Annotated in this window: 23 protein-coding genes and 1 pseudogene; 8 read left to right on the top strand and 16 right to left on the bottom strand. The window is 67.0% G+C overall.

The features are described from left to right. Positions 1–267: 267 nt before the first annotated feature. The 3 genes from HHX30_RS08205 to HHX30_RS08195 all read right to left on the bottom strand — a co-directional run bounded on the left by HHX30_RS08205 (position 268) and on the right by HHX30_RS08195 (position 1,510). Entirely contained in the window at positions 268–684 is a 417-nt protein-coding gene (locus HHX30_RS08205; RefSeq protein WP_169981058.1) for a PIN domain-containing protein, read from the bottom strand. Continuing rightward, entirely contained in the window at positions 660–833 is a 174-nt protein-coding gene (locus HHX30_RS08200; protein WP_211591745.1) for a hypothetical protein, read from the bottom strand. The genes HHX30_RS08205 and HHX30_RS08200 overlap by 25 nt, the downstream gene beginning before the upstream one ends. A 257-nt stretch (positions 834–1,090) precedes the next feature. After that, a complete protein-coding gene (locus HHX30_RS08195) occupies positions 1,091–1,510 on the bottom strand; it encodes a hypothetical protein (protein WP_169981056.1) in 420 nt (139 codons plus the stop codon). A 190-nt stretch (positions 1,511–1,700) separates the two neighbouring features. On the opposite strand from HHX30_RS08195, the gene HHX30_RS08190 reads away from it, so the two are divergent. Next, positions 1,701–4,388, top strand: a complete 2,688-nt coding sequence (locus HHX30_RS08190) for an AAA family ATPase (RefSeq protein WP_169981055.1) — start codon at positions 1,701–1,703, stop codon at positions 4,386–4,388. Here HHX30_RS08190 and HHX30_RS08185 read toward each other — a convergent pair. The 4 genes from HHX30_RS08185 to HHX30_RS08170 all read right to left on the bottom strand — a co-directional run bounded on the left by HHX30_RS08185 (position 4,381) and on the right by HHX30_RS08170 (position 7,880). Then, entirely contained in the window at positions 4,381–5,397 is a 1,017-nt protein-coding gene (locus tag HHX30_RS08185) for a nuclear transport factor 2 family protein (RefSeq protein ID WP_169981053.1), read from the bottom strand. The genes HHX30_RS08190 and HHX30_RS08185 overlap by 8 nt on opposite strands. 400 nt (positions 5,398–5,797) lie before the next feature. Beyond that, positions 5,798–6,592: an ABC transporter permease gene (locus tag HHX30_RS08180; RefSeq protein ID WP_169981051.1), complete on the bottom strand. Its 795-nt coding sequence runs from the start codon at positions 6,590–6,592 to the stop codon at positions 5,798–5,800. After that, the gene (locus tag HHX30_RS08175; RefSeq protein ID WP_169981049.1) at positions 6,589–7,527 is read right to left on the bottom strand and encodes an ABC transporter ATP-binding protein; all 939 of its coding nucleotides are present in this window, start codon (positions 7,525–7,527) and stop codon (positions 6,589–6,591) included. The genes HHX30_RS08180 and HHX30_RS08175 overlap by 4 nt, the downstream gene beginning before the upstream one ends. After that, positions 7,524–7,880, bottom strand: coding sequence for a hypothetical protein (locus tag HHX30_RS08170; RefSeq protein ID WP_169981047.1), 357 nt, complete (start codon positions 7,878–7,880; stop codon positions 7,524–7,526). Before HHX30_RS08170 ends, HHX30_RS08175 begins: the two co-directional genes overlap by 4 nt. 67 nt (positions 7,881–7,947) lie before the next feature. Between HHX30_RS08170 and HHX30_RS08165 the strand changes: the two genes are divergently transcribed. Both HHX30_RS08165 and HHX30_RS08160 read left to right on the top strand, forming a co-directional pair. Then, complete coding sequence (locus tag HHX30_RS08165; protein ID WP_169981045.1) at positions 7,948–8,337, top strand: GntR family transcriptional regulator; 390 nt, start codon at positions 7,948–7,950, stop codon at positions 8,335–8,337. Further along, positions 8,337–9,470, top strand: a complete 1,134-nt coding sequence (locus tag HHX30_RS08160; RefSeq protein WP_169981043.1) for a DUF1648 domain-containing protein — start codon at positions 8,337–8,339, stop codon at positions 9,468–9,470. Before HHX30_RS08165 ends, HHX30_RS08160 begins: the two co-directional genes overlap by 1 nt. 260 nt (positions 9,471–9,730) lie before the next feature. On the opposite strand, the gene HHX30_RS08155 is transcribed toward HHX30_RS08160, so the two are convergent. Beyond that, positions 9,731–10,120, bottom strand: a complete 390-nt coding sequence (locus tag HHX30_RS08155; protein WP_169981041.1) for a hypothetical protein — start codon at positions 10,118–10,120, stop codon at positions 9,731–9,733. A gap of 144 nt (positions 10,121–10,264) precedes the next feature. On the opposite strand from HHX30_RS08155, the gene HHX30_RS08150 reads away from it, so the two are divergent. From HHX30_RS08150 to HHX30_RS08140, 3 genes are all read left to right on the top strand, one after another. Continuing rightward, the gene (locus tag HHX30_RS08150; protein ID WP_169981039.1) at positions 10,265–11,413 is read left to right on the top strand and encodes a sensor histidine kinase; all 1,149 of its coding nucleotides are present in this window, start codon (positions 10,265–10,267) and stop codon (positions 11,411–11,413) included. Then, positions 11,410–12,081: a response regulator transcription factor gene (locus HHX30_RS08145; protein WP_169981037.1), complete on the top strand. Its 672-nt coding sequence runs from the start codon at positions 11,410–11,412 to the stop codon at positions 12,079–12,081. Before HHX30_RS08150 ends, HHX30_RS08145 begins: the two co-directional genes overlap by 4 nt. Before the next feature lie 572 nt (positions 12,082–12,653). Beyond that, positions 12,654–13,604, top strand: a complete 951-nt coding sequence (locus HHX30_RS08140) for a MerR family transcriptional regulator (RefSeq protein WP_169981035.1) — start codon at positions 12,654–12,656, stop codon at positions 13,602–13,604. On the opposite strand, the gene HHX30_RS08135 is transcribed toward HHX30_RS08140, so the two are convergent. The 8 genes and pseudogenes from HHX30_RS08135 to HHX30_RS08105 all read right to left on the bottom strand — a co-directional run bounded on the left by HHX30_RS08135 (position 13,601) and on the right by HHX30_RS08105 (position 18,472). Next, positions 13,601–14,182, bottom strand: a complete 582-nt coding sequence (locus HHX30_RS08135) for a hypothetical protein (RefSeq protein WP_169981033.1) — start codon at positions 14,180–14,182, stop codon at positions 13,601–13,603. The two genes, HHX30_RS08140 and HHX30_RS08135, sit on opposite strands and share 4 nt — an antisense overlap. A gap of 341 nt (positions 14,183–14,523) precedes the next feature. After that, complete coding sequence (locus HHX30_RS08130; RefSeq protein ID WP_169981031.1) at positions 14,524–14,940, bottom strand: PIN domain-containing protein; 417 nt, start codon at positions 14,938–14,940, stop codon at positions 14,524–14,526. Further along, positions 14,937–15,143: a hypothetical protein gene (locus tag HHX30_RS08125; RefSeq protein WP_139579074.1), complete on the bottom strand. Its 207-nt coding sequence runs from the start codon at positions 15,141–15,143 to the stop codon at positions 14,937–14,939. Before HHX30_RS08125 ends, HHX30_RS08130 begins: the two co-directional genes overlap by 4 nt. Positions 15,144–15,269: 126 nt before the next feature. Then, positions 15,270–15,368 (bottom strand): annotated as a pseudogene (locus HHX30_RS41425) (peptide-methionine (S)-S-oxide reductase); the annotation flags it as partial. 87 nt (positions 15,369–15,455) lie between these two features. Beyond that, entirely contained in the window at positions 15,456–15,890 is a 435-nt protein-coding gene (locus HHX30_RS08120; RefSeq protein WP_169981022.1) for a type II toxin-antitoxin system VapC family toxin, read from the bottom strand. Next, positions 15,887–16,093, bottom strand: coding sequence for a CopG family transcriptional regulator (locus HHX30_RS08115; protein WP_249349810.1), 207 nt, complete (start codon positions 16,091–16,093; stop codon positions 15,887–15,889). Before HHX30_RS08115 ends, HHX30_RS08120 begins: the two co-directional genes overlap by 4 nt. A gap of 259 nt (positions 16,094–16,352) precedes the next feature. Then, the gene (locus tag HHX30_RS08110) at positions 16,353–16,742 is read right to left on the bottom strand and encodes a hypothetical protein (protein WP_169981018.1); all 390 of its coding nucleotides are present in this window, start codon (positions 16,740–16,742) and stop codon (positions 16,353–16,355) included. Positions 16,743–17,311: 569 nt separating this feature from the next. After that, positions 17,312–18,472: a hypothetical protein gene (locus HHX30_RS08105; protein WP_169981016.1), complete on the bottom strand. Its 1,161-nt coding sequence runs from the start codon at positions 18,470–18,472 to the stop codon at positions 17,312–17,314. A gap of 131 nt (positions 18,473–18,603) precedes the next feature. On the opposite strand from HHX30_RS08105, the gene HHX30_RS08100 reads away from it, so the two are divergent. Both HHX30_RS08100 and HHX30_RS08095 read left to right on the top strand, forming a co-directional pair. Beyond that, positions 18,604–20,181 (top strand): recombinase family protein, encoded by a 1,578-nt coding sequence (locus tag HHX30_RS08100; RefSeq protein ID WP_211591743.1) that lies wholly within the window; start codon positions 18,604–18,606, stop codon positions 20,179–20,181. Between the two features lie 740 nt (positions 20,182–20,921). Next, entirely contained in the window at positions 20,922–22,262 is a 1,341-nt protein-coding gene (locus HHX30_RS08095; RefSeq protein ID WP_169981012.1) for a replication initiator, read from the top strand. Positions 22,263–22,406 lie beyond the last annotated feature (144 nt).

Here is a 22,406-nt window from a genome sequence, read left to right as displayed (position 1 = left end):
GACCCAAGTGGGTGCAGATCTACGAGGTCGTACGCGCACGCATCGAGTCGGGCGAGTAGCCGCCCCGTCACCTCATCTCCAAGGTGCAGGTGGAGGGCGAGTTCGTGGCCCAGGACAAAACGAGACCTCCGAGCAGGCATGCCGCCCCGGAGGTCTCAGCAATCCCGGCTACTCCTCCGAAGAGGTCGTCAGCCCGGTCGGGCACCCGGCCGAAGGGTCACCTGCGATGACACCGGTGCCGCCGAGGCCGCAGTAGCCGTTCGGCACCTACACGCGTACGAGGCGGACTGCCTTGCCGCAGAGTTTGCTCATGTCATCCTCGTCCGAGGTGAGGATGACGACGGGCTTGGTGGAGCGAAGAGCAGTAGCGGCCACGACAGCGTCGATCGCGTGTTTATGGCCGTGAAGACCGCTCTCACGGAGCAGGTCCAGCGCGTGGACGGAAACCACCTCGGTCACCGGTTCGACACGCATCCGGGACAGGTGCCAGCGCAACCGATCGTCTGTCACCCGGCCGTCGAAGGCCTCGATAGGCGTCAGGGCACTGACGGCAACGCGGAAGTCGTTGTTCTGCGCCTCACGCACAATCGCTGTGACGCGCTGGTCGGCTGCGCACCACTTCGAAAGCCCCTCGGAGTCCAGGATGACCGTCCCCGCACTCAGCTTGCTTCGTGCGCGTGCCATCCACGCTCCTCCTGCAGCTCCGGAGCGGACTTCACGCTACGGAACAACTGCTCGGCCTCGTCCCGAAGGGACTGCGGGATGGGACCGCTCTCGTTCTCGTTCGCCTGCAGGGCCTCCTCCAACAGGTCCCGCTCGATCTGCCGCTCCACAGCGGCATCCACATAGGCGGAGAACCCGCGCGCACCGACACGCTCCTTGATCGCGCGGATGTTGCCGGCCCGCAGGGAAACGCTGACCTTGGCCGCGGGCCCTTCTGCGGCAGTTTACTACTTCAAGTAGCAAAATCACGCCCCGCAAACACGAAACCTCCGAGCAGCGCGGTGCTGCCCGGAGGTCTCACAGTCCGGCTACTCCCTGTGGACACATCGCAAGCGCGCGAGCCGGCGTGCCTTGCCACGCAGCTCGCTCAGGCCTTACGGAGCCCGGTGAACTGCAGGCCGGTGAAACCCGCCACCACTGCCGCCTGGACGACCACGAAGGCCGTGCCCAGACCGGACACCGGGAACCATCCGGCGATCAGCATCTCCGCGCTGGCCGCCACCCAGGCCACGTTGACCACCATCACCGCGATCACCGCCCCCCTGTTCACCACCGGACGGGCGGCAAGGTAGAGGAGGGTCGCGGCGTAGGCGACCAGGAACGCGCCGACCGGCATGAGGAAGGCGGCGGGCAGGCCGAACATCGAGCCGAAGATCGCTGCGACGGCCAGGAAGACGAGGCCGTTGGCGCCCGACCCGATGGCGTCCTGCTTGAGCGCGAACCGCAGCAGTTTGGCCTCGGCGTTGGAGTTGGCGGCAGTGGTGGGCGCGGTGGCGATGGCAGCCATGATCAGATCCTTTCGAGCGGGATGCTGTCGTCCCTGTGCCAACGAAATTACGCAGGTCGACGCCGCGCCGAATCCGTCATCATGACGGTAGTGCCGGTCACGGTCACCCGCTCGCACGCTGGGCGGGCACCTGGCCTTCGCCGCCGCTGCCAGCCCGGAGGTAGGATCCGTGTTCCGCTAGATTTCGGCCATGTTGTACGGGCGGGCTGCGGAGCAGGCTCAGGTGGATCGGCTGCTGGCGAACGCGCGGTCCGGGCGCAGTGGTGTGTTGGTGGTACGCGGCCAGCCGGGTATCGGGAAGACCGCGTTGCTCGGCCACCTGACGGAGCGGGCCGCGGGGGTGCGGGTGCTCCACGGGGTCGGCATCGAGTCCGAGGCGGAACTGCCGTATGCCGCCCTGCATCTGCTCCTGCGTTCCGAACTTGACCGGATCGCCGTGCTGCCCGAGGCCCAGGCGGCAGCGCTGCAGGGCGCGCTGGGGCTGGGGGCGGCGGCTCCGGAGAACCGGTTCCTCGTCGGGCTGGCCGTGCTCAGCCTGCTGGCCGAGGTCGCAGGCGACGGGGCGCTGCTCTGCCTGGTCGATGACGCTCAGTGGTTCGATCGGGCGTCCATCGACGCGCTGGTGTTCGTGGCGCGGCGGCTGGACGCGGAAGGCATCGCGCTGGTGTTCGCGGGCAGGGAGGAGTTCCACCCACAGGGGCTGCCCGAGCTGTGGCTGGACGGTGTGGACCGCGACGCCGCCGTCACGCTGCTGGCCGAGTCGGCCAGGGATCTGGCGCCGAAGGTGCGTGACCGTGTCCTGGACGAGGCGGGCGGCAATCCCCTCGCGCTCATCGAGCTGCCGTCCACGCTCACCGCGGAGCAGCAGGCTGGGCAGCTGAACCCGTTCACCACGATTCCGGTCGCCAACCGGGTGCAGCAGGCCTTCCAGCAGCAGATCAGGGCGCTGCCCGACACGGCTCAGGCCCTGCTCGCGGTGCTCGCCGCCGACGACACAGGCGATCTTGGCATCGTGCTGCGCGCCGCGGAGTCCTTCTCCGCCGGGCTGGCGGACCTGGAAGCGGCGGAGCAAACCAAGCTGGTCACGGTGAACGGGGCCGTGGTGGCCTTCAGGCACCCGCTCATCAGGGCCGCCGCCTACCAGAACATGCCGTTGACGTCGCGGCTGGCCGTACGGCGTGCGCTCGCCGAGGTGCTCGACGGCGGCGAGCACGCCGACCGCCGGGCCTGGCATCTGGCCGCGGCGACGACCACGCCTGACGAGGGCGTGGCGCGCGAGCTGGAGCTGGCCGCGGAGCGGGCGCGCACCCGTTCCGGCTATGCGGCCATGGCCGCGGCCTACGAGCGGGCCGCCGAACTCACCCCCGACACCGCCAAGCGGTCGGTACGGCTGGCCGCGGCGGCCGTGGCGGCCAGCGACGCGGGCCAGCCGACCCGCGCGGGCTCGCTGGCCGACCGGGCCAGCGAGGAGATCCAGGACCCGCTGGCCCTCGCTCACCTGATCCAGGTGCGCGCCCATCGGGAGTTTGAGCAGGGCAGCCAGGCCGCGGCCGGCGAGCTCATCATCACCGGCGCGGAGCGGGTCGCCAGGCTGGACGCCGAGCGGGCGGCCTACCTGATCGTGGAGGCGGTGCGCTGCGGATGGTACGCCAGTGACCCGGGCCTGGCGGAGCAGGCGGCAAGGCTGCTCAGGGCCCTGCCCAAGATCGGCTCTCCGCTGGTGAGCGGCGCGCTCGGGCTGGCCGCACTGGTCAACGGCGACCTGAAGGATGCGGTCACGCTCATGCAGGAGCTGGTACTCGCTCCGGATCTGTCCGGGCTCCAGGTGCCAGGCATGCTCTTCATGGCCCAGCTGTGCGCGCCCATCGGGCGATACGGCGAGGGCGAGGCCGCTGCGGCGCGCGTCGAGGCCGAGTGCAGGGCCCACGACATGGGCGGCTGGCTGACCACCGCCGTGGAGACCCGGCTGCAGGCGCAGATGCTGCTCGGCAGGTATCGCGAGGCGGCAACCAAGCTGGAGGAGATCATCCCTGTGATCGGCGACCTGGGGCAGCGGAACGGAGCGGTCGCGCTCACCGCGCTGCTCGCCCTGGCGTGCGGCGAGCTGGGCGACGAGCAGGGTTGCCGGACGGCGGCCGCGGCCGTCTTCGAACAGGCGGGAATGCGCGGGCTCCGCGCGGCCGAGGCGGTCGCGGTGGCCGGGCTCGGGCGGCTGGAGCTCGCGCTGGGCCGCCCAAAGGCCTCGCTAGGGATCCTGGAGAGGATTTCGGCCGCCAACGCGCCGGTGTCCGTCTTCTTCGCCCCTGACCGGATCGAGGCCGCCGTCAAGGCCAGGGAGCCCGAGCGGGCGCGCGAGCCCCTGTCGTACTACCTGAACTGGGCGGCCGGCGTCGGCGTGCCGTCCGCCGACGCGGTCGTACTGCGCTGCCGCGCCCTCGTCGAGAACGACGAGGACCTGTACGAGGAGGCTATGCGGGCGCACGAGCAGGGCGAGCAGCCACACGAGCAGGCCCGCACACGGCTGCTCTACGGCGAGTGGCTACGGCGGGCGCGCAAGCGTGCCGCCGCCCGCGCTCAACTGCGCGCCGCCCTGGAGACCTTCGACCGGCTCGGCATGGCGCTGTGGGCCGAGCGCGCCCGCGCGGAGCTGCGCGCCACCGGCGACGTCCCCGCGGCCCCGCGCCAGGCGGACGATCCGCTCAGCGTCCTCACCGCGCAGGAGAGGCAGGTGGTACGGCTGGCCGCCGCGGGCGCGTCCAACCGCGACATCGCGGCCCAGCTGTACCTCAGCCCACGCACCGTCGGCTACCACCTCTACAAGGCCTTCCCCAAGCTCGGGATCTCCTCACGGGCGGAGCTGGCCGCGATCGCTACCTGAGCCTGCCGTACAGCTCGGTGATCTTGGCTTCGTCGGCGACGAGCGGCAGCTGGTCGAAGGTCAAGGCCCAGTCGCTCGAGATGCCACCGGTGTCGCCGACGCGCTCGATGATGCCGAAGCTGACCGGGTCGGTCTGGCCCTTGGGCAGGAGCGTGCCGTGCCATTCCAAGTACGTCGCGCCGTTGACCTTGACGGCCTGGCCCGGCTGCAGCTGGACATCGCTGACCTGGTCGAAGAACCTCTTCAGGTAGGCGAGCTTGCCCTGTCTGGTGCGCAGCGTGCCGCCGTTCAGGCCAGGGGCGGACAGCGGTGCGCCGGTGAGCCGTTCCACCAGGGCCGCCGCGTCCTCGTCGTTCCATGCCTCGGCACGGGCGACGAGCTCATCGGGGTCGAGGACTGGCTTACGGCCCTGATCGGGGGTGCTGCCGTCGGCGACGTCGGCGAACAGGTCGGGCAACTCGGGGTCGAGCGGCTTGAACCAGGTGTGCCGGTCGTAGTAGCGACGGCCCTGGTCGACCTTGCCACCGTCGGTCAGCTGGACCCGGTAGACCGCAGGGTAGGCGACCTCGTGTCCCTTGAACGTGGCCTCGTTGTACGCTTCGAACATCACGGCGGGACCGTTCACAGCGATGCGCGTGCCACGGAAGCGGAAGTCGGGGACCAGGCTGAGCGATCCGCTGATCGCCTTTCTGATGGCCTCCTCACCCTGGAGCAGTGGCGTGCTCGCCTTCGCCGGCTCCCACAGCGTCGCGTCCTTGGACCACATGTCGACGTAGGCACCCACCCGGTCGGGGGTGGTGACCTTGCCGAACTTGATCTGCCGCTTGATGAAGGTGCAGGCGTTGGGCGACACCCAGCCGCTGATGGAGGTGACCTCCGGCCGCGCCTCCGCGCAGCCCGCCGCTCTGTCCCGGCTTTCCCCGGTCGCCTGCGCCCGCCCCGTGATCGTGCAAAGCGCCAGCACTGCCCCGACTGCGAGGCCCATCCCCGCAACCCGCGTGGCCTTCATGACCTGCCCCTTTCGATGTTCTTTCAGGTGCCACCGAAATTAGGCCGATCCTCTTCGCGGCGAATCTGTCAACGTGGCGGTAGTCAGACGCACCGCACCAGGCAGGTCACGGGAAGCGCCATCGGGTCTGGCTGTATTCGCCCTTGCGAAAGCCTCTCGCGGGAAGGAGAGTCGGCGGCGGGCGATGAGGCCGGGCCGGGGAGATGGCCCTTGCCCTCGGGGTGTTCGAAGCCGCACTCGCCGACTACGAAGCGCCGTCGGCAAGGTGGTGGTCGCGTACTCCTCCGAAGAGGTCGTCAGCCCCGTCGGGCACCAGGCAACTCGCCACGATGTCACCTCCCGGCAGGACCTGATGCAGCGGTTATTGTGGTGTTGCGCTCGCGCCCCCTCGCGGCGCTGGTCAGGCGATGTCTCGCCGTAGTGGGGCCGCGACGGCGACCGCGCCGGCGATCAGGGCGTAGCCGAGCAGTACGGCACCGCCGACCGGCGCGGGAAGCAGTTGGGCGGCCGCCGTGCCGGTCTGGTCGGCGACGGCTTCGGCCAGATAGGTGGATCCGGTCAGCGCGGCGGTGGCACCGCCAGGCAGATAGGGATAGAGCGCCTGGATCCCTGGGATGAGCAGCAGAGCGGTCTCGATCATGTAGAAGTAACCGCCGACCACCACGAGCGCGGTCACCTGGTTACGAAGAAGAGCGCCCACCGCCACCCCCAGCAGGGTGTAGACGGCCATGGTCAGCGCGATGCGGCCGAGCAACGCCAGGACGGTGGTCGCGGGCAGGCCCAGGGTGACCCCCTTGATGGCGGCCGCCGCGAAGAGGGCGGCTGCCGCGGTCGCTGCCGTGAGCAGGCCGTAGACGAGTCCGCCTCCGGCATAGGCCACTAACTTGGCGGCGAGCCAGGTCCAGCGTCTCGGGGCGAACAGCGCCGTGGTGGTGATGGTCCTGTGCCGGTATTCCGAGGCCACGGCGGCGGTCCCGAGCAGGGCGGGGGCGAACGTAGTGAGCCCCAGCAGGCCGATCAGCACGAGGGTGCCCTGCGCGGTGTCCAGGCCCGGAAGCGGCGGGGTGAAGTTCTCCGGGCCGACGATCGCGAGCAGGCCGACGAGCCCTCCGCTGCCGAGCGCGGCCAGCGAGCCCCACAGCCACAGCCTCGTCGTGGTCAGGCGCAGCCACTCCGCCGAGATGAGCGCGGTCATCGGGCCCGTCCTGTGAGGTGCAGGAACGCCCGCTCAAGAGTGGGACGTTCAAGGGTGATCTCATGCAGCGGGATACCGCGGGACGCCGCGACAGCGGCGACCTGGGCGGTGGTCAGGCCGTGGATGCGCAGGGCGCCGGGTTGCGTGGTCTCCACGCGGACCTCGCCTCCGGCCTCTCGCGGGGACTCCCCGCGTCCCGCGCCTCCGGTCTCGTCCCCCAGCAGCCATGCCTTGAGCAGGTCCGCCTGTGGTGAGCGCACCAACACCGCAGCCGTGCCGCACAGCTCGACGATGGGCCCAGCGGTGACCAGCCGCCCGTCGTGGATCACCACGACGTGGTCAGCCATCTGCTCGACCTCTCCGAGTACGTGGCTGGAGACCAGGATGGTGCGCCCCTCGGCGGCCAGGTCACGCAGGAAGTGGCGTAGCCAGGCGATGCCCTCGGGGTCGAGGCCGTTGCTCGGCTCGTCCAGCAGCAGGACCCGCGGATCGCCGAGCAGCGCGGTAGCCAGGTTGAGGCGCTGCCGCATCCCGGTAGACAGGGTGCGCGTCGTACGCCCGGCGAATGCCGACACGCCGGTCAGGTCGGCGACCCGCGCGACGCGAGCTGGGCCGTACCGACCCATGCGGGCGTAGACGCGCAGGTGGTCCAGGGCGGTGTGGCTGGGGTGAAAGCCCGAGCTGTCCAGCACGGCGCCGACGGTCGCCGACGGCCTGGGCAGGTCGGCATAACGCTTGCCGCCGATGGTGGCCGTGCCGGAGGTCGGCGTGATCAGGCCCAGCATCATCCGCATGGTGGTGGTCTTGCCCGCGCCGTTCGAGCCCAGGAAACCGGTCACCGTGCCGGGTTCGGCACCGAAGCTGAGATCGCTGACGGCGGTCACGGGCCCGAAGGTCTTCGTCAGGCCGCGCACCGCGATGTCCCAGTCGCTCATGCCGGCACCGCCCTCAGGTGGCGCCGGATCTCCTCGGCGTTCTCGACGCTCAGTATCAGCTCGTCGTAGCCCGACAGCCTGCCGTTCAGGACGATCCGCAGACCGGCGACGCCCCTGCGAGCGGCGACCAACCGTTTGACGCCGGTCATGGACGTCCAGGTGCCGACCTTGGCGAAGCCGCTGACGAGCAGACCGGAGTGCAGTCCCGTGGCCGCCGCGAGCGGCCGGTCGAGGTTGTGCACCTCACGGATCGCCGCCACGGGCACGCTCACCCCACCCGTCCTGGTGAACAGCCGCGCCCACGGGGCGAAGAACACGGTCAGGGCCCCCTCGCGGATCTCTACCTGGATCACGATGCCGCCCCTTTCCAATGGCGAGCTCTATCTGTTCTATAAGTTGTATAGCAGATACTCTGGTGGTGTGCACTTGACCCTTGACCTCGACAGCGAGGTCCCGATCTACCAGCAGATCAGGGATCGCATCGTGGAGGCGATCGCCCGGGGGGAAGCGCGGGAAGGCGACCCGCTCCCCTCGACCCGGCAGCTGGCCGCTGACTTCGGCATCAATTTCCACACCGTGAACAAGGCCTACGACCTGCTGCGACAGCAGGGAGTCATCCGTATCAACCGCAAGAGCGGCGCGGTTGTGCGACGAGACGCCGCCAGCGGGCCGCCCGAGGCGGGATTCACCGACGACTGGGAGGAACGAATGCGCGTGCTGTTGGCGGAAGCCACCGTCCACGGCCTTGACCGAGGGTCCGTGATACGCCGGTGCGAAGCGATGCTGACCGGGTTCACGGAGGTGCTGTGATGCTGCTCATCGCGGCCGACCTGGCCACCGTCGCGCTGGTCACCTGCCTCATGCTGGCCCTGCCGGTGCTTGCCAGACCGACCCTGCCGTTCGGCGTACGCGTGGCCTCCGAGCGAGTGGCCGATCCCGCCATCGTCGCCCAACGACGGACCTTCGCCCGCCTGGTCGGCCTGGTCGCCGCGATCGCCGTGATCACCTCGATCCCCGCGCTGCTCGCCGCGGATCACCCGGCCGTGCTCGGCGCCGTCGCGACCGCTCTGACCATGGCGGACCTGCTGCTGTACTACCGCGCTCATCGCAAGGTCCGCGCCGCCAAGGACGCTGGAGGGTGGACGGCCGAACGGCGTCAGGGCATCACCGTCGACACCACCTTCCGCACCGACCCTGTCCGGGTGCCGTGCGCCTGGGGTCTGCCCGCCCTGGCAACCCTGCTGCTCACTGCGGGCATCGGGTGGTCACGGTACGGCGGGCCGCCCGACACGGTGCCACTGTTCCTCGGATACGGCGTGGCCCCCGCGCAGCGTGAGCCCGCCACTTTGTTGAACGTCTTCGAGCCGGTGGTGTATCAAACTGCGCTCACCCTGCTCATCCTCCCTGTGGTCCTGATCGTGTTGCGTGCCCGCCCCGACCTCGACGCGGCAAGGCCCAAGGGATCGGCCCGTCGCTATCGCGTCTACCTGCACGGCGTCGCCGCACTCTCGCTGCTGTCGGCCGCCTGCCTGAACCTGGGCCTGCTCGTCTCGGCGCTGCAACTGTGGGAGGTCATCACACCCGCGGTCGTGTGGCAGGTGGCCGCCTGTCTGCCGCTCGTCGCACTGCTCGCCGGATGGATGGTCTGGGAGATGAAGGTGGGTCAGGCAGGGCATCGCCTGACCGCCCTGCCCGGAGAGGAGGCGGAGGACTCCGGGGTCGCGCAACGTGATGACGACAGGCACTGGTTCCTCGCGGGGACGGTTTACGTCAACCGCCGTGACTCCGCGCTCCTCATCCATGCCCGCATAGGCACCAGCTGGACGCTGAACCTCGGCCATCCGATCGCCTGGCTCCTCGTCGCCGTCCTTGCCGGGTTCGGCCTGCTCGCCCTCTTCGGTGTGATCGATCTGCCCGAGAAGCGGAGCCTCTTGATGCCATAGGTCCAAGGCAATGGCCTCCGCCGCGCTACGACTCGTCGGCACTCAAGCCGACGGGGCAACTAAGGCCGGTGCCGCCGAGGCCGCAGCGCCGTTCGGCACCTTGAAAAGGTATTGCATAGTGGTTCATCTGAGGCAAAAAATCTGCCACCCCTCTCCAGAGCCGGCCAGGTAGCCGTCGCTCTTGGCCTGAAGTGCCGGGAGGGCACGGCTCATTTCCGCCTACGTCGATGCCGCTCCCAGCGTATGGTTCGGACTGTGGGCTATCGGCGCTTTCCCAGCGCGAGCAGCACCAGGAGAAGCGCATCGACGGCGATAACGGGCAGGACCATCTCGTCGTACCAGACGATTTTGATCACGCTGAACACCATCTGCGCGATCACGAACACGAAGGCGGCGGTGCGCAGTCCGGGGTTCGCTCCGATGCGGACGGCGACCCACAGGTAGCCGACGCCAATCGTGTACGACCATGCGGCGAGCGCCCAGTCGATCGGAGTCGTTACACCCCCGTCCTCCGGCGCGGCGAAGAACGTGAAATAGGACGTAGCGGCGAGCCCGAACAGCCCGAGCAGCAGGAGCAGGACTCGTCCGGCCCACCAGGCGATCACTGAGGCCTGACTGGGGCGAGGCGGAGTGGTGGTTTCGGGAGACATGCGAAAGCTCCTCAGGGACCGTGAACGACGCCGCAGACGCTACGCCCGAGCTGGACATTTGACATCGCACCGCAGGCGGCTTTTCAATCAGCCCTGGGGCTGATGATCAGGTTTGCCCACTTCTCATCCTGTTAGTCTTGATCCATGTCGCTACGGTCTGCGCCCCGCGCCCTGACCAGAAGCCCTCAGCGCATTGACGCCATCCTCGCGGCCCTGTTTTGCGGCGCCTCCCTCGCGCAGGTGGTCGTCGCACCTATTGCCAGCCTTCCCGTGTCCGTGCTCGTCGCCGTCGGCTCCACGGTGCCGCTGGCATGGCGACGCCGGCATCCGGTCATCGCCGCACTCGCCGGCTCCTTCATATGGCTCGTCCCCACCAATGGCTTCCTGTTCCTGGGTTACGTGATCACCGTTCTGCTCTACTACTCCGTCGGGACACGGGTCGCCGCGCTTGGAGTCACCGTCGCGACAGCCGTGACCGGCTCGATCACGGGCGCCGTGGCGACATTGCTCGGACCGGAGCCCTTCGGTGCGGTCTTCGGCGCGATGCTCGCGGTCGCCGCGCCCACGGCTATCGGGCGCCTGGTCGCCCACCAGCGAGCGCAGACCGCACGCATGAAGGAACTCGCCGAAGACCTGCGACGCGAGAGGGCGGGGGCCGAACGGGTCGCGGTGGCCGAGGAGCGGGCGCGCATCGCCCGGGAGCTGCACGACGTCATAGGACATGACGTCAGCGTCATCGCCCTGCAGGCGGATGCAGCGGAGGCGGCCATCGAAAAGGCACCGCAGCTCGCGAGGGCACCGATCGCCGCCATCCGCGAATCCGCGGGCGAGGCGTTGAGTGAGATGCGGCGGGTGCTCGGCGCGCTCCGCCAGGACGGCGACGAGCATGGGTCGTATCCGCAGCCTGGGGTGCAGGACTTGATTAGGTTGGTCGACCGGGCGCGCGCGTCCGGCATGCAGGTGGACATGGTGGTACGTGGCACCCCCCGCCCCACGCCGCCGAGCGTCCAGCTCGCCGCCTACCGCCTGAGCCAGGAGGCGCTGACCAACGCGCGTAAGCACGCAGCCGGCGCGCCCGTGCTGCTCGAAGTCCTCTGGGGGAAAGAAACCCTGAGGCTGCGGGTGACCGATAGCGGTCCTGGGCCGGTGTCCCAGGCAGGTGCCGGCTACGGCCTGATCGGGATACGCGAGCGGACGCGCCTGCTCGGAGGTCACCTGCGCACAGGACCGGCGCCGGGCGGGGGCTTCGAGGTGATGGCCGAGTTGCCACTCGACCCGCTGTCGGTGACATGACCTCCGTCGTCATCGCCGATGACCAGGCGCTGGTTCGTGATGGGCTACGACTCATTCTCGAGCTGGCGGACATCGAGATCCTGGGTGAGGCGGCCGACGGCGCCGCGGCGGTTGAGCTCGTCCGGCGGACGCGGCCGGACGTCGTTCTGATGGACCTCCGCATGCCGAGCCTCGACGGGATCGAGGCGACCCGGCGCATCGCCTCGATGGACGTCCCGACCCGTGTCCTGGTGCTGACGACCTTCGGCCTCGACCAGTACGTCTACGAGTCGCTACGGGCCGGTGCCGCCGGCTTCCTGCTCAAGGATGCAGGGCGTGAGCGGCTCGTGGAGGCGGTGCGTACGACGGCTGCGGGAGAGACCCCGCTAGCGCCAGAGGTGCTCGAACGGATCGTGAATCACTACGTGCGGCGCCCCCCGCTCGGCCTGGTCAAGCCACCGCGGCTCGAAGCGCTCAGCAACCGCGAGATCCAAGTGCTCAGGCTCGTCGCCGCAGGCCGCTCCAACCCCGAGATCGCACAAGAGCTGTTCATCTCGCTCGCGACGGTCAAAAGCCACGTGCGGCACATCCTGTCAAAGCTTGGACTACGCGACCGTGTACAGGCCGTGGTCACCGCCTACGAAGCCGGACTCACTACGGCAGGGGGCGATGCCGGCTCCACACCGTAAATCCCCCGGATAAGGTTCCGGTCGACGCACTCGGCACGGGCCTCGGGCACGACACGGAACCGCTCCGGCTTCCATGGAAGGCTCCATCAGAGCCGGCCACCCATGCCTTGGAGATTGGGGCAGGAATGAGCGCTGTCCGAGCGAAGCGACAATCATTTCCGGGGCTCTCGCCGCGTCAGGCTTCGTCGGACGTCAGGCCGGCGGGGCAGGAGACGCCGAGGCCGCAGTAGCCGTTGGGCACCTTGAAGAGGTATTACACGAGGACGAGCTACGCATCGGTGTTCTTGGAATGCCGTCGGGATGCATGGACGAGCCACACTGTTCGCGCTTCGTCATCGAATGATGTAGCGGACACGACCTCCACTCGTGATCTCGAACTCCGAGATCGACTCGAAGGCGACGCCGCCGTTCGACATTCGCTCGCGAGCGTGGATCTGCGCGCAGAGCTTCAAGATATCGCCATGTATTCGCCAGGGCGTGCCTGAAGAGCTCCTCCCACCTCTCAACGGCATCACCGGTCGTGCTCCCCCACAGGCCCACCGAAAGGGCGGCTGATAAGCCAGGCTGGACGTGTGAAGGACGACGGGCTCTACACGATCGGCCAGGTGGCGCGGCTCGCCGGGGTGCCGGTGCCGACGGTCCGGTACTACTCCGACGAAGGGCTGGTACCTCCAGCTGGCCGGTCGGCCGGCGGCTACCGGCTCTACGATCACGACGCCCTGGACCGGCTGGAACTCGTCCGTACGCTGCGAGATCTCGGCGTCGAGATCGCGACGATCACACGAGTGCTCGCCGACGCGCAGACTCTGAACGAGATCGCCGACGGGCAGATCGCGGCCATGGAGGACCAGATCCAGACCTTGCGGGTACGCCAGGCGGTGTTGCGCTACGTCACCACCCGCCGTACCGGCACGGCCGGAATCGCCCACGTGAACCGGCTCGCCCGGCTACCGGCGGAGCAGCGCCGGCAGCTGGTGGCCGATCTCGTGGCCGAAGCGACTCGCGGGCTCGATATGGAGCCCGCGTTCGCCGCGCACCTGCGCTCGATGCTGCCCGACCTGCCCGACGACCCATCGGTCGAGCAGCTCGACGCGTGGCTGGAGCTGGCGCACCTGGTCGGCGACCCCCACTTCCGGGAGAGCGTACGCGAGGCGTTCGAGCGGCACGCGACGGACCGCTCCTCCGGCGCCGAGCACGGCGACCACGAGAGCTGGGCGCGAGCCGAGCAGGCCACGCTGGACCTCGTCGGCCGCGCCCTGGCGGACGGGATTCCGCCGGTCTCCGCCCTGGCCCGGCCCATCGTGAACGAGCTGGTCGCCGTCTTCGCCCAGGCCCACCGGCGGTCCGACGACGCCGGGTTCCGGCTCTGGCTCGCCGAGCGGATCCGCATCGGGGCCGACCCTCGGGTCTCCCGATACTGGCAACTGCTGGCCATGATCAACGGTACGCCCCCGAAACCCGATCCGGTCCCTGCGGCCCGCTGGCTCCTCGCCGCACTCGACCCCCACGTACCCGACCTTTAGGGAACGGGATGGTGCCGGAGCGCCTGAGTGAACCAGTCGAACGCCGGCGCCAGGCTCGGCGGCGCCGGCCAGCCGTTGATCGTGGACAGCAGGGCGAAGTACCGCTCCGTACGGGGATCATTGGCGATCTCCAGCCGAGTCAGCAGCTTCCGGCGGTACTCGGCACTGTCGAGATGGCCGAATGTCGCGGTGTATCCGGCGATCAGCTCGACCAGCACCATTCGCGCCTGCTGCGAACCCGGCTCGACCCCGTCCGCCTGCGCCTGCCGCACCCGTTCCCGGACCAGCTCGGTCACCTCGTGGTGCAGGCCGGTCTGATCCCCGGCCGCCCTCTCGGCCGCCTGATGCTCGGCCATCCTGCGGGCCCTGGCCTTGAAGTCGGCATCACGGACCAACTCGGACAGCTCCGTCCAGGCGCCCAACTGCTCAGGGCTGGGAGCGGCGGGCATCTCAGGCACCACCGTACGCAGCATGGCGACGAAGTCCGGGTTGGCGTCCAGATCACCGAAAGTCTCGTCGATGAAGTCGTTGATGAGGCGCTTGCCATCCTCAGCGGACGGCGTCACGTATCGCGGCATGGAATGCGCTCTCCCGGAGTCGGATCGGATGGGTCGCGGACGGCGGAAACGAGCACGTGCCGCCCACGGCATCGATCCTGGAGTCTCCGGTTACTTGAGACTCAAGTGCCGGTCCAAACAAAGGCTCAGCCCACAACGCGATCAGGCGCCGGGAATCTGGCTGTCCGGGCCGCCGTCGACAAGCTCATGGACCACGTGAGCCCGCTCTCAAACTCCAATGGCCCGCAATTACGGACCATCGGTTCGAAGGGTTACGCCTCGCCGGCGGTGAGGCCGACGGGCTCGCGCCCGTGCCGTTCGATCAACAGATCACTGCTCAGGACCGCGGAGCGGGACGGCGCTCAGAGCTGTTCCGGTAGCAGCATGAACGCACCAGTGTGGTGAGGACGGACGACGGTGAAGTGGCGGCGGTCAAGTGTTGCCACTTCCGTGACGCCGAGTCGCTCAGCAATGGCGATCACAGAGGCGTCAACCGCCCCGAGTGGGAGACTTGCGTACGTCTCCACCAGGTCGCTCATACGCTGCAGATCACGTTCTGTGAGATCCACCAAGGTCAGACCTGCTCCAAAGGAGCGCAGAAACGCCGCCTCCGCTTTGCTCCCCTGCCGCTTCTCGACGAGTTGGCATACCTCGGTGACCACGCTCGCGGGGACGAGCAAGGGCCCTGGATGGGTCCGCAGAAGTCGGGCACAGGCCTGATGATGGCGGTCCCGGACGTTCACGGCCGCAACCAACGGACCCGAGTCGATGACGATCACAAAGAGTGATTGTCCTCCGCGCGGAGAATCTCCTCCGAGCGTTCCGCGAAATCCGGCTCCGCTTCGAGCATGCCGATGAACGGCAGGTCGCGTACCACAGGCGGCTCTTCGAGCTGATCGCGGACGAGCCTGAGCAGAGGAGCCACCTTCTCCTCTGGCAGCCGATCAACCAGGTGGTGGAGTTCCTCGCGCATCACGCTCATGTATCGAGTGTAATCAGCGGGACCGCCCCGGACAGCCGCGCGGCGCGGCAGCTGATCGCAACCCGCTGAGAGCGGCTGTGCCGGCCCGGGGCAGCCCGGGCTCCGGGCCGACTGGTTCCTGCGAGATCAAGCGTCACCCGCGGTCAGGCCGACGGGGCAGGAGACGCCGGTGCCGCCGATGCCGCAGTAACCGTTTGGCACTTTAAAAAGGTATTGCTGGTGGTAGCAGTTCACTTAGGGCAATAAATCACCGCGGATGTGACCTGATCAGGTACGCGGGTTCACGCAGGCGGCCTCGACGCGACGGTGCTATCAGCCGATCTTGTCGACATGGACGACCTGTATCCGCTCGTGACCCGCCGTCAGGGCAGTCAGGTGCGGCACGTCGGATGTGACGATCACGACAGGACCCTCTTGAGCCAATGCCGTAGCCGCGACCATGGCGTCGACAGCTTGATCAGTTGACATTCCCGCCGCCCCGATCAGCTTGCCGGCCTGTTCCCCGACCTCGCGAGTGACCGGTTCGACCACCACACCACCGAGTACGCGATGTACCCCCGCGTCACGCGGGGTACCTCTCATCGCTTCGGCCAGAATGGCAGCGGACGTGAGGACACGCCGTCCATCGAGGTGCGCGGCATGGAGCCGGACGTACATCGCTCTGTCGGTCGCCGCCCGCGAAAGCCCTTCGTTGTCGAGAACAAGGGCGCCGTGCTCGCGCGGGCGTATCCGCTTCCGCTGCTTCACACGCTCGGCCACTCTGCCCGTGCCGCCGCCAACTCCTCGTCGGTCACCGGACCATGGATTTCTCGAAGGTCTGCCACCAGATCCCCCAGGCGATCATGCTCCAGCTGACGGACCAGCGCATGGGTGACGTACGCCGAGACGTTGCCCTGTCCGGCCCGGGCCCGCAGTTCAGCGGCAACGTCCGCAGGCACGGTGATGCTCATCTTGTCAGTCCTCAATGGCTCACCCATACGCCAATCCTACCAATGGGAGGATCGCACTGCCCACGAGTCGCCAGGTCTCACTACCCGCGTAAACGAGGTCGGCCAACACGGGCGACCTACTGCGGCAGGCCGGCTGGCGAGGGCTGAGAACCGGTAGGAGAACGTCACCAGGCGCCCCGGCGGATCGCAAGGTGGACCGACAGCGCACCCGACATCAGATCGAAGACGCTGTCGGCCGAGACCGCCCGGCGGCGTAGGCCTACGTTCCTCGCGCCCGCTGATGCGCATCCAGGGGAGTGACGTTCCCCGGCAGTTGATCATCGCCCCCTCGCTTGGCCATCTGCTCAAAGATCACACGGGCATCTCTGCCGACGGAGTCACTCTCTCGCGACTCCAAGGAGAGGATCTTCTCCGCCAGGAGGACGGCACCCCGGAGGTTCTCCTCCACTGCATCTGGCCGCCGCTCGTAGATCTTGCTGATCCAGATGTTGTTCCAACTGCCCCTCTTGTGGCCCTGCTCTACGTAGGAGAGGAGCAGCCGCCCCACCTCTTCCTCCTGGGTCCGTCCTCGTGCGGGGGCACGGTGCTCACGGAGGGTCTCCTCGACCCTCCTCACCGCCCCCTCTATCCGCGCGATCGCCTTCTGCATCTCGGTGACCTGACGCTTGATTTCCTCGGCCGCCCTCCGCGCTTCATGAGAGGCATCTCGGGCCGCCTCTGCGGCATGTCTAGTCCGACCTAGCATCGGGCCCTTCGCACTCCCTTGCTCCGTCATACATCCCTCGCCTGGGTTGATGGAGACATCACCCGGAAGGTACGAAAATAGAGGACCACCAACCAGGCACGATTCCCTGCCCAGCTGGAAAGCGAGCGGTGGCCAACAAGGGCATATCAGCGACTCCCAGCCAGCCGAGGAGGACCAGGTCGGCGATTCGGATCAGGCGCGCAACACAAGTACGCCTTTCCTCTCAGCGCAGATGTGACAGAAGCACCCGCAGATCGCCGGCACGCTCCCTCGCGAGACGGAGTTAATTCGCTCCCAACGCTCCCCGCTGACTTCCTACATAGCTGATCAGAGGGCCTGCACAGGAGTCGAGGTTACCGGGGGCTAGTGGGAGCTCCGCGCGGGGTTGAGCCTGTGCGGAGGTCTCGTTCCGAAGCAAGCACCAAGTCCCTACCTAAGGATGGCGCATCGATGCTCCCAGGGGGAAGGGAGGCTTAGATCCTCATCCTTCTACACGCCCTCTTGTACTCCTTCATGCAAGCTTCAATCGCCGCATCGTCCACAGAAAGCTCCAGGGTCAGATTTATTTCTAGCCTGCCCCTATTTGGCATCTCTAACCACTGCGGTATCCTGCCGTACTCTTCCACTACCCGATCAACAAAATCCCGTATATCTCTAGCCGGCCTATCCGCCACTCGGGCAGCAAGCTCCGCGGCATGGCGCATCTCCTCTGGATATACAGTGCCGCGAATATCACTTGCCCAATCTAGGAGATCTTCATAAGTGGAGATTATCCGCCCGGCAAAGTGGACAATCTTCCCGGGATCCCCAGGCACTCCAGGAGGACCGAAAGCCTCCTCCTGAGCTCTTTCATCGAAGATAGGCTTGATCCCGTTACCGACAACAAGGGCGTCACCAAAGACGCCGCCGAGGCGAGCTACTGCAGACTTATCGTCGAGATATACGCCGTTGCGCCGACCATATCCCATCTGAAAGTCGCGCCATTTTCCCTCGAGTCGCTCTTTCCCCTGCAGGAGTGACCCAGCAAAGAGGAGGTACTCCCAGGCTGGCGGAGCTTGCGAAATCAACAGCTGCTGCTCTTCGGGATTTCGCGGAACCCAAGTAACTACTGGATCCCTTTGATCTACTCTAAGAGATTCTATTTGCTCAGTTATCTCCTCAAGCTTCCACATGATGTCATTCGCAAGAAGATTCGGGAAGAGCTCTCTAACACTCTTGAAGCGCTGCAGCACTCCAGCAAAGTAATCCGGCCCTCGCCAGCTAACTTCAATACCAGCATCACGCCCCGCCTTCAATATGCGGGAAGCGATGGCTTCCGGTATCGGATAGTTCGAAAGAAACGTCCAGTGACGAACCTCCCAATTCCCATCACCTTTGAGGGCGATAGCCTTTTTCAGATCACTGCTCATCTTGGCATATATTTCACTATCTAGACCGCGATTTTGGATCCTTTTAAAACAGTGGGCTGCAAATATCCGTTTCTCAGACTTGAGGTAGCCATCATTTCCTCTATCCGGCCTATCGTCATCAATTGGAAGAAAATCATCTCCGTACTCAGCTCGAAGGACAGCGTTACAGAGACGTGTGAAATCCTGAGGAACCGTTATTAGTTCTATCTGGGCTTGAAGGTTCACTCATCCACACTACATCGGCAGCCATACACTGCGATTCGATTCCACGCATTTCGGACACGGTAACGGCCTGATTTATGCGGTCCCTTATACGTCATACCTGCCCAAAATATCCATAGCGGGATGAATTTCGGATGGAAACCGCTGGAGACAGTCCTGAGACTCGGGCAATAATTGCTGCAGAGGTCGCCTTGGCAACGCACACGCCCCCCATTCCCGTCGTCTCCTACGCTCGTATCTCCGCCGACACCAAGCGTGACGAGCACGGAGTCCAGGACCAGCACAAGCTCAACCGGGAGACCGCAGCCCGGTACGGCTGGACCGTCGTCCACGAGTTCACGGACAACGACAAGTCCGCTGCCAAGGCCGATGTCGTCCGCGACGAGTTCGAGGCCATGTTGAAGGCGCTCCGCTCGGGCGAGCTTCCGGACGGCGCGGAGGTGCGAGGCGTCGTCATCCTGGCTGAAGATCGCCTCGCTCGGCGTCCGGGTGACTACGAACGCTTCGTGGAAGCGATCACTTACCAGGACGGCCGCGTCTTCGCGGATGCACGGGGTCAGAAGGATCTCTACAGCGAAGACACCGAGAGCATGGGCCTGTTCGGCGCGGTCATCTCCAAGATGGAGGTGCGGAAGATGCAGCGCCGCATGCGTCGCTCGCACCGGGCACGGGCCGAGCAGGGACTACCCGTTGGCGGAACGCGTCCCTTCGGCTGGCTGCCCGATCGCTTGACCCTCGACCCGAAGGAGGCGCCTCTCGTACGTCAGGCGATCCTCGACCTCGTCGCCGGCCGATCCCTCAACTCCATCGTGAACCAGTGGCAGCGGGACGGCGTGAAGACCTCCCTGGGCAACCTCTGGACTCCCCGGTCGCTGAAAATCACGGTCACCAACCCTCGGGTCTGTGGCTGGCGCGAGATGAACGGCGAGTTGATCCGGGACTCCGAGGGCAACCCGGTGGTCGGGCAGTGGCAACCGATCGTGACGCCGGAACAGTGGATGGCGGTCAAGTCCATCTTCGACGCGAGCAAGGGTCACTTCGTCTACCGGGACGGCCGACTCGGCCCGATCCTTCCGCGAGACTTCAAAGAGCCCCGCCACCTGCTCACCGGGTTCCTCCGGTGCGGCCGGACCCAACCAGACGGCGCTCTGTGCAACGCGTCCCTCCGGGTCACGCACCAGAAGCACTGCGTGCAGCACATCTACATCTGTCCCGCCAAGACGGTGGGCGGCTGTGGCGGTCTCGGCAGACGTGGGGACATGGTTGACCTCTACGTCTCGGAAGCGGTCCTCGCGAAACTCGAAGAGGTGCAGTTGGCCTCTTCTACAGGTCCTACCGAATGGCCTGGCCAACAGGATTACGAAGACGCGAAGGCCCGGCTCGAAGAGCTACGCGCCCAATGGACGGCAGGGAATATCAGCAATGAGTTGTTCTTCTCGGCGGCTCCCGAATTGGAGAAGCAGATTTCCCGCCTCCGCGCCGACGCGCAGAACTTCGCGGCGACGGCCCAACGACGCCAGGCCCGCTCGACTACCGACGTGGCCGAGATACGGCGGCGGTGGTTCCTGTCGGAGGGCGAGGGCGGTCTACCGCTCTCGTTGAAGCGGGCCTACATCCGAGAGGCGCTTCACGCCGTGATCATCTATCCGAGCGGCAAGGGGCGCAGGCGCTTCGACCCCGATCTTCTTGAGCTGATCTGGCGTGAGGACTGAGAACACGAGGATGTCCAAGACGTCCAGGACGTCTTGCGGTCGGCGGTAGCTCCTCCGGCCTTACTGTCAGGGGACAACTCGCTCACCGACCTCCCGTAGCAGCCGGACGTCTACGGACGCCGCTGGACGCCAGCGGACGCCATGGGACGCCGTCAAGAACGCGACATGAATTCTGGCTTCGGAACTGCCCGGTACGCATACGCGTCCTACTGGGGTAGAACAGAACCGTAAGAAGTCACCGTCTCCCTGACGGAATGACAGAGGCGAGAAGCTACGCGACCCATTTTCCGGCGTGCATGAGATCCGGGCGGCAAACAAAACAACTAACGCCGTACCGCTGGAGGGACCCGGCCCAGCGGCAGGCGTCACGCCCTTTCATTTTCTGGTCGCACACTCCCAGGCTCTCTCGCTGACGTGCCCGTGTTCGGCCGTTCGGCTGCTGGCTCACGGTGCACGGCGTCTGTTCCGCATGCGCGGCGGTGGCTCCACCCACGAGGAAAGGAGCCCACCTGACCACACCGACCCCCATGTCTGCCCAGGAGTGGGGCAGACGCAAAGCCGCCGAGTCTCCTCGTTGGTCTGCCGACAAGTGGCACCGGGTGGCCACCGTTCTCGGTGCCGTGCTGGCCGACGAACCTGGCCGCACCGAGCCCGGCGATGAGGAGAACGGGAGGGATGCCGCGTGAGCGAGCTTCCTCCCCTCTCCCCCCGATGTCCTCGCCGCTGCTCAGCGCGCCGCCATGCCGGACTTCACCCGGTGGCAGGAGATGGTGCGCGCGACGGGTGGTTGTGCCCAGCCGATCCGGCTGCAAGGCCGCCGGATCACCTTCGATGCAGGGTTGGAAGTGCTCGACGTCTACCGGACGGCCGACGAACCGACCGGGTATCTGCTGACGGCGTGCGGCAACCGGCGCGCATCGCGATGCCCGGCCTGCTCGGAGGTCTACCGAGACGACACCTACCACCTGATCTTGTCCGGCCTGCGTGGCGGCAAGGGCGTCCCCGAGGACGTGAGCGCCCATCCCCGCGTGTTCGCCACGTTCACCGCCCCCTCGTTCGGCGCGGTCCACGCTCGCCGACAGAAGGGGGACAAGGTGCTGCCGTGCCGTCCCCGGCGGGACAACCCGGTGTGCGAGCACGGCAGGCCGGAAGGCTGCGGGGTCCGCCATGCCGACGATGACCCCCAGGTCGGGCAGCCGATCTGCGTGGACTGCTACGACTACCAGGGCGCGGCGCTGTGGAACGCGCACGCAGGCGAGCTGTGGCGGCGCTTTACGCAGGCGCTACCGGTGACGTTCGCCCGGCATCTCGGTGTTTCGCGGGCCGAGCTTCGTCGGCGGCTGCGGCTGTCGTACGCCAAGGTGGCCGAGTACCAGGCGCGGGGCCTGGTCCACTTCCACGCGGTGATCCGCCTCGACGGACCGGACGGCCCGTCAGACCGTCCGCCGGATTGGGCGACCGTGCCCGTGCTCCAGGCGGCGATTCGGGAAACCGCGGCTGCGGTCTCGGTTCCGGTGCCGGACGATGCCCCGTCGTTCGTCGGCCGGTGGGGAACGCAACTCGACGTAGACCCCATCTACGTCGCGACCGCACTGGAAGGGCTCGCGGACCATCGGGTGGCGGCCTACATCGCGAAGTACGCGACGAAGGGGGCCGAGTCAGCCGGGACCGTGGACCGGCCCATCCGGGAGGCGTCCGATGTTGCGCGCCTGGACGTGACCGAGCATGCGCGGCGCATGATCTACACCTGCTTCGCCTTGGCGAACGATCCGGCCTACCGGCTGATCCCGTTGCGGCAGTGGGCGCACATGCTCGGCTACCGGGGCCACTTCTCGACCAAGAGCCGCCACTACTCCACCACGCTCGGCGCGCTACGCCAGGTGCGGGCCGATCACCAGGCCGAGCGGGCGCGCGAACGGCACGGCCTGCCTCCTCATGGTGAGCGGGAGACGGTCACAGTCGGCCAATGGCGTTACGCCGGCAGCGGATACCGGCACGGCGAACACCTGTGGGCCGAGCTGATCCGGCAACGCATCGCCACCACCCGAAAGATCACGCGGGAGCGGAACCGGCAGGAGTAGACGACATGACTTGCGACAGGCAGGCTGATTTCACGACCGATGAGGGAGAAGCCATGTATTCACTCGGCACTTCTGGCGGAATGAGCCTACTTGTCACACTTCTTGGCGCTCTTGTCCTATTTCTGATTATCTACTTCGCTGTAC

The organism is Microbispora sp. H10836, assembly GCF_012999525.1.
GTDB lineage: Bacteria > Actinomycetota > Actinomycetes > Streptosporangiales > Streptosporangiaceae > Microbispora.
This window is presented reverse-complemented; position numbering and strand designations above follow the sequence as displayed.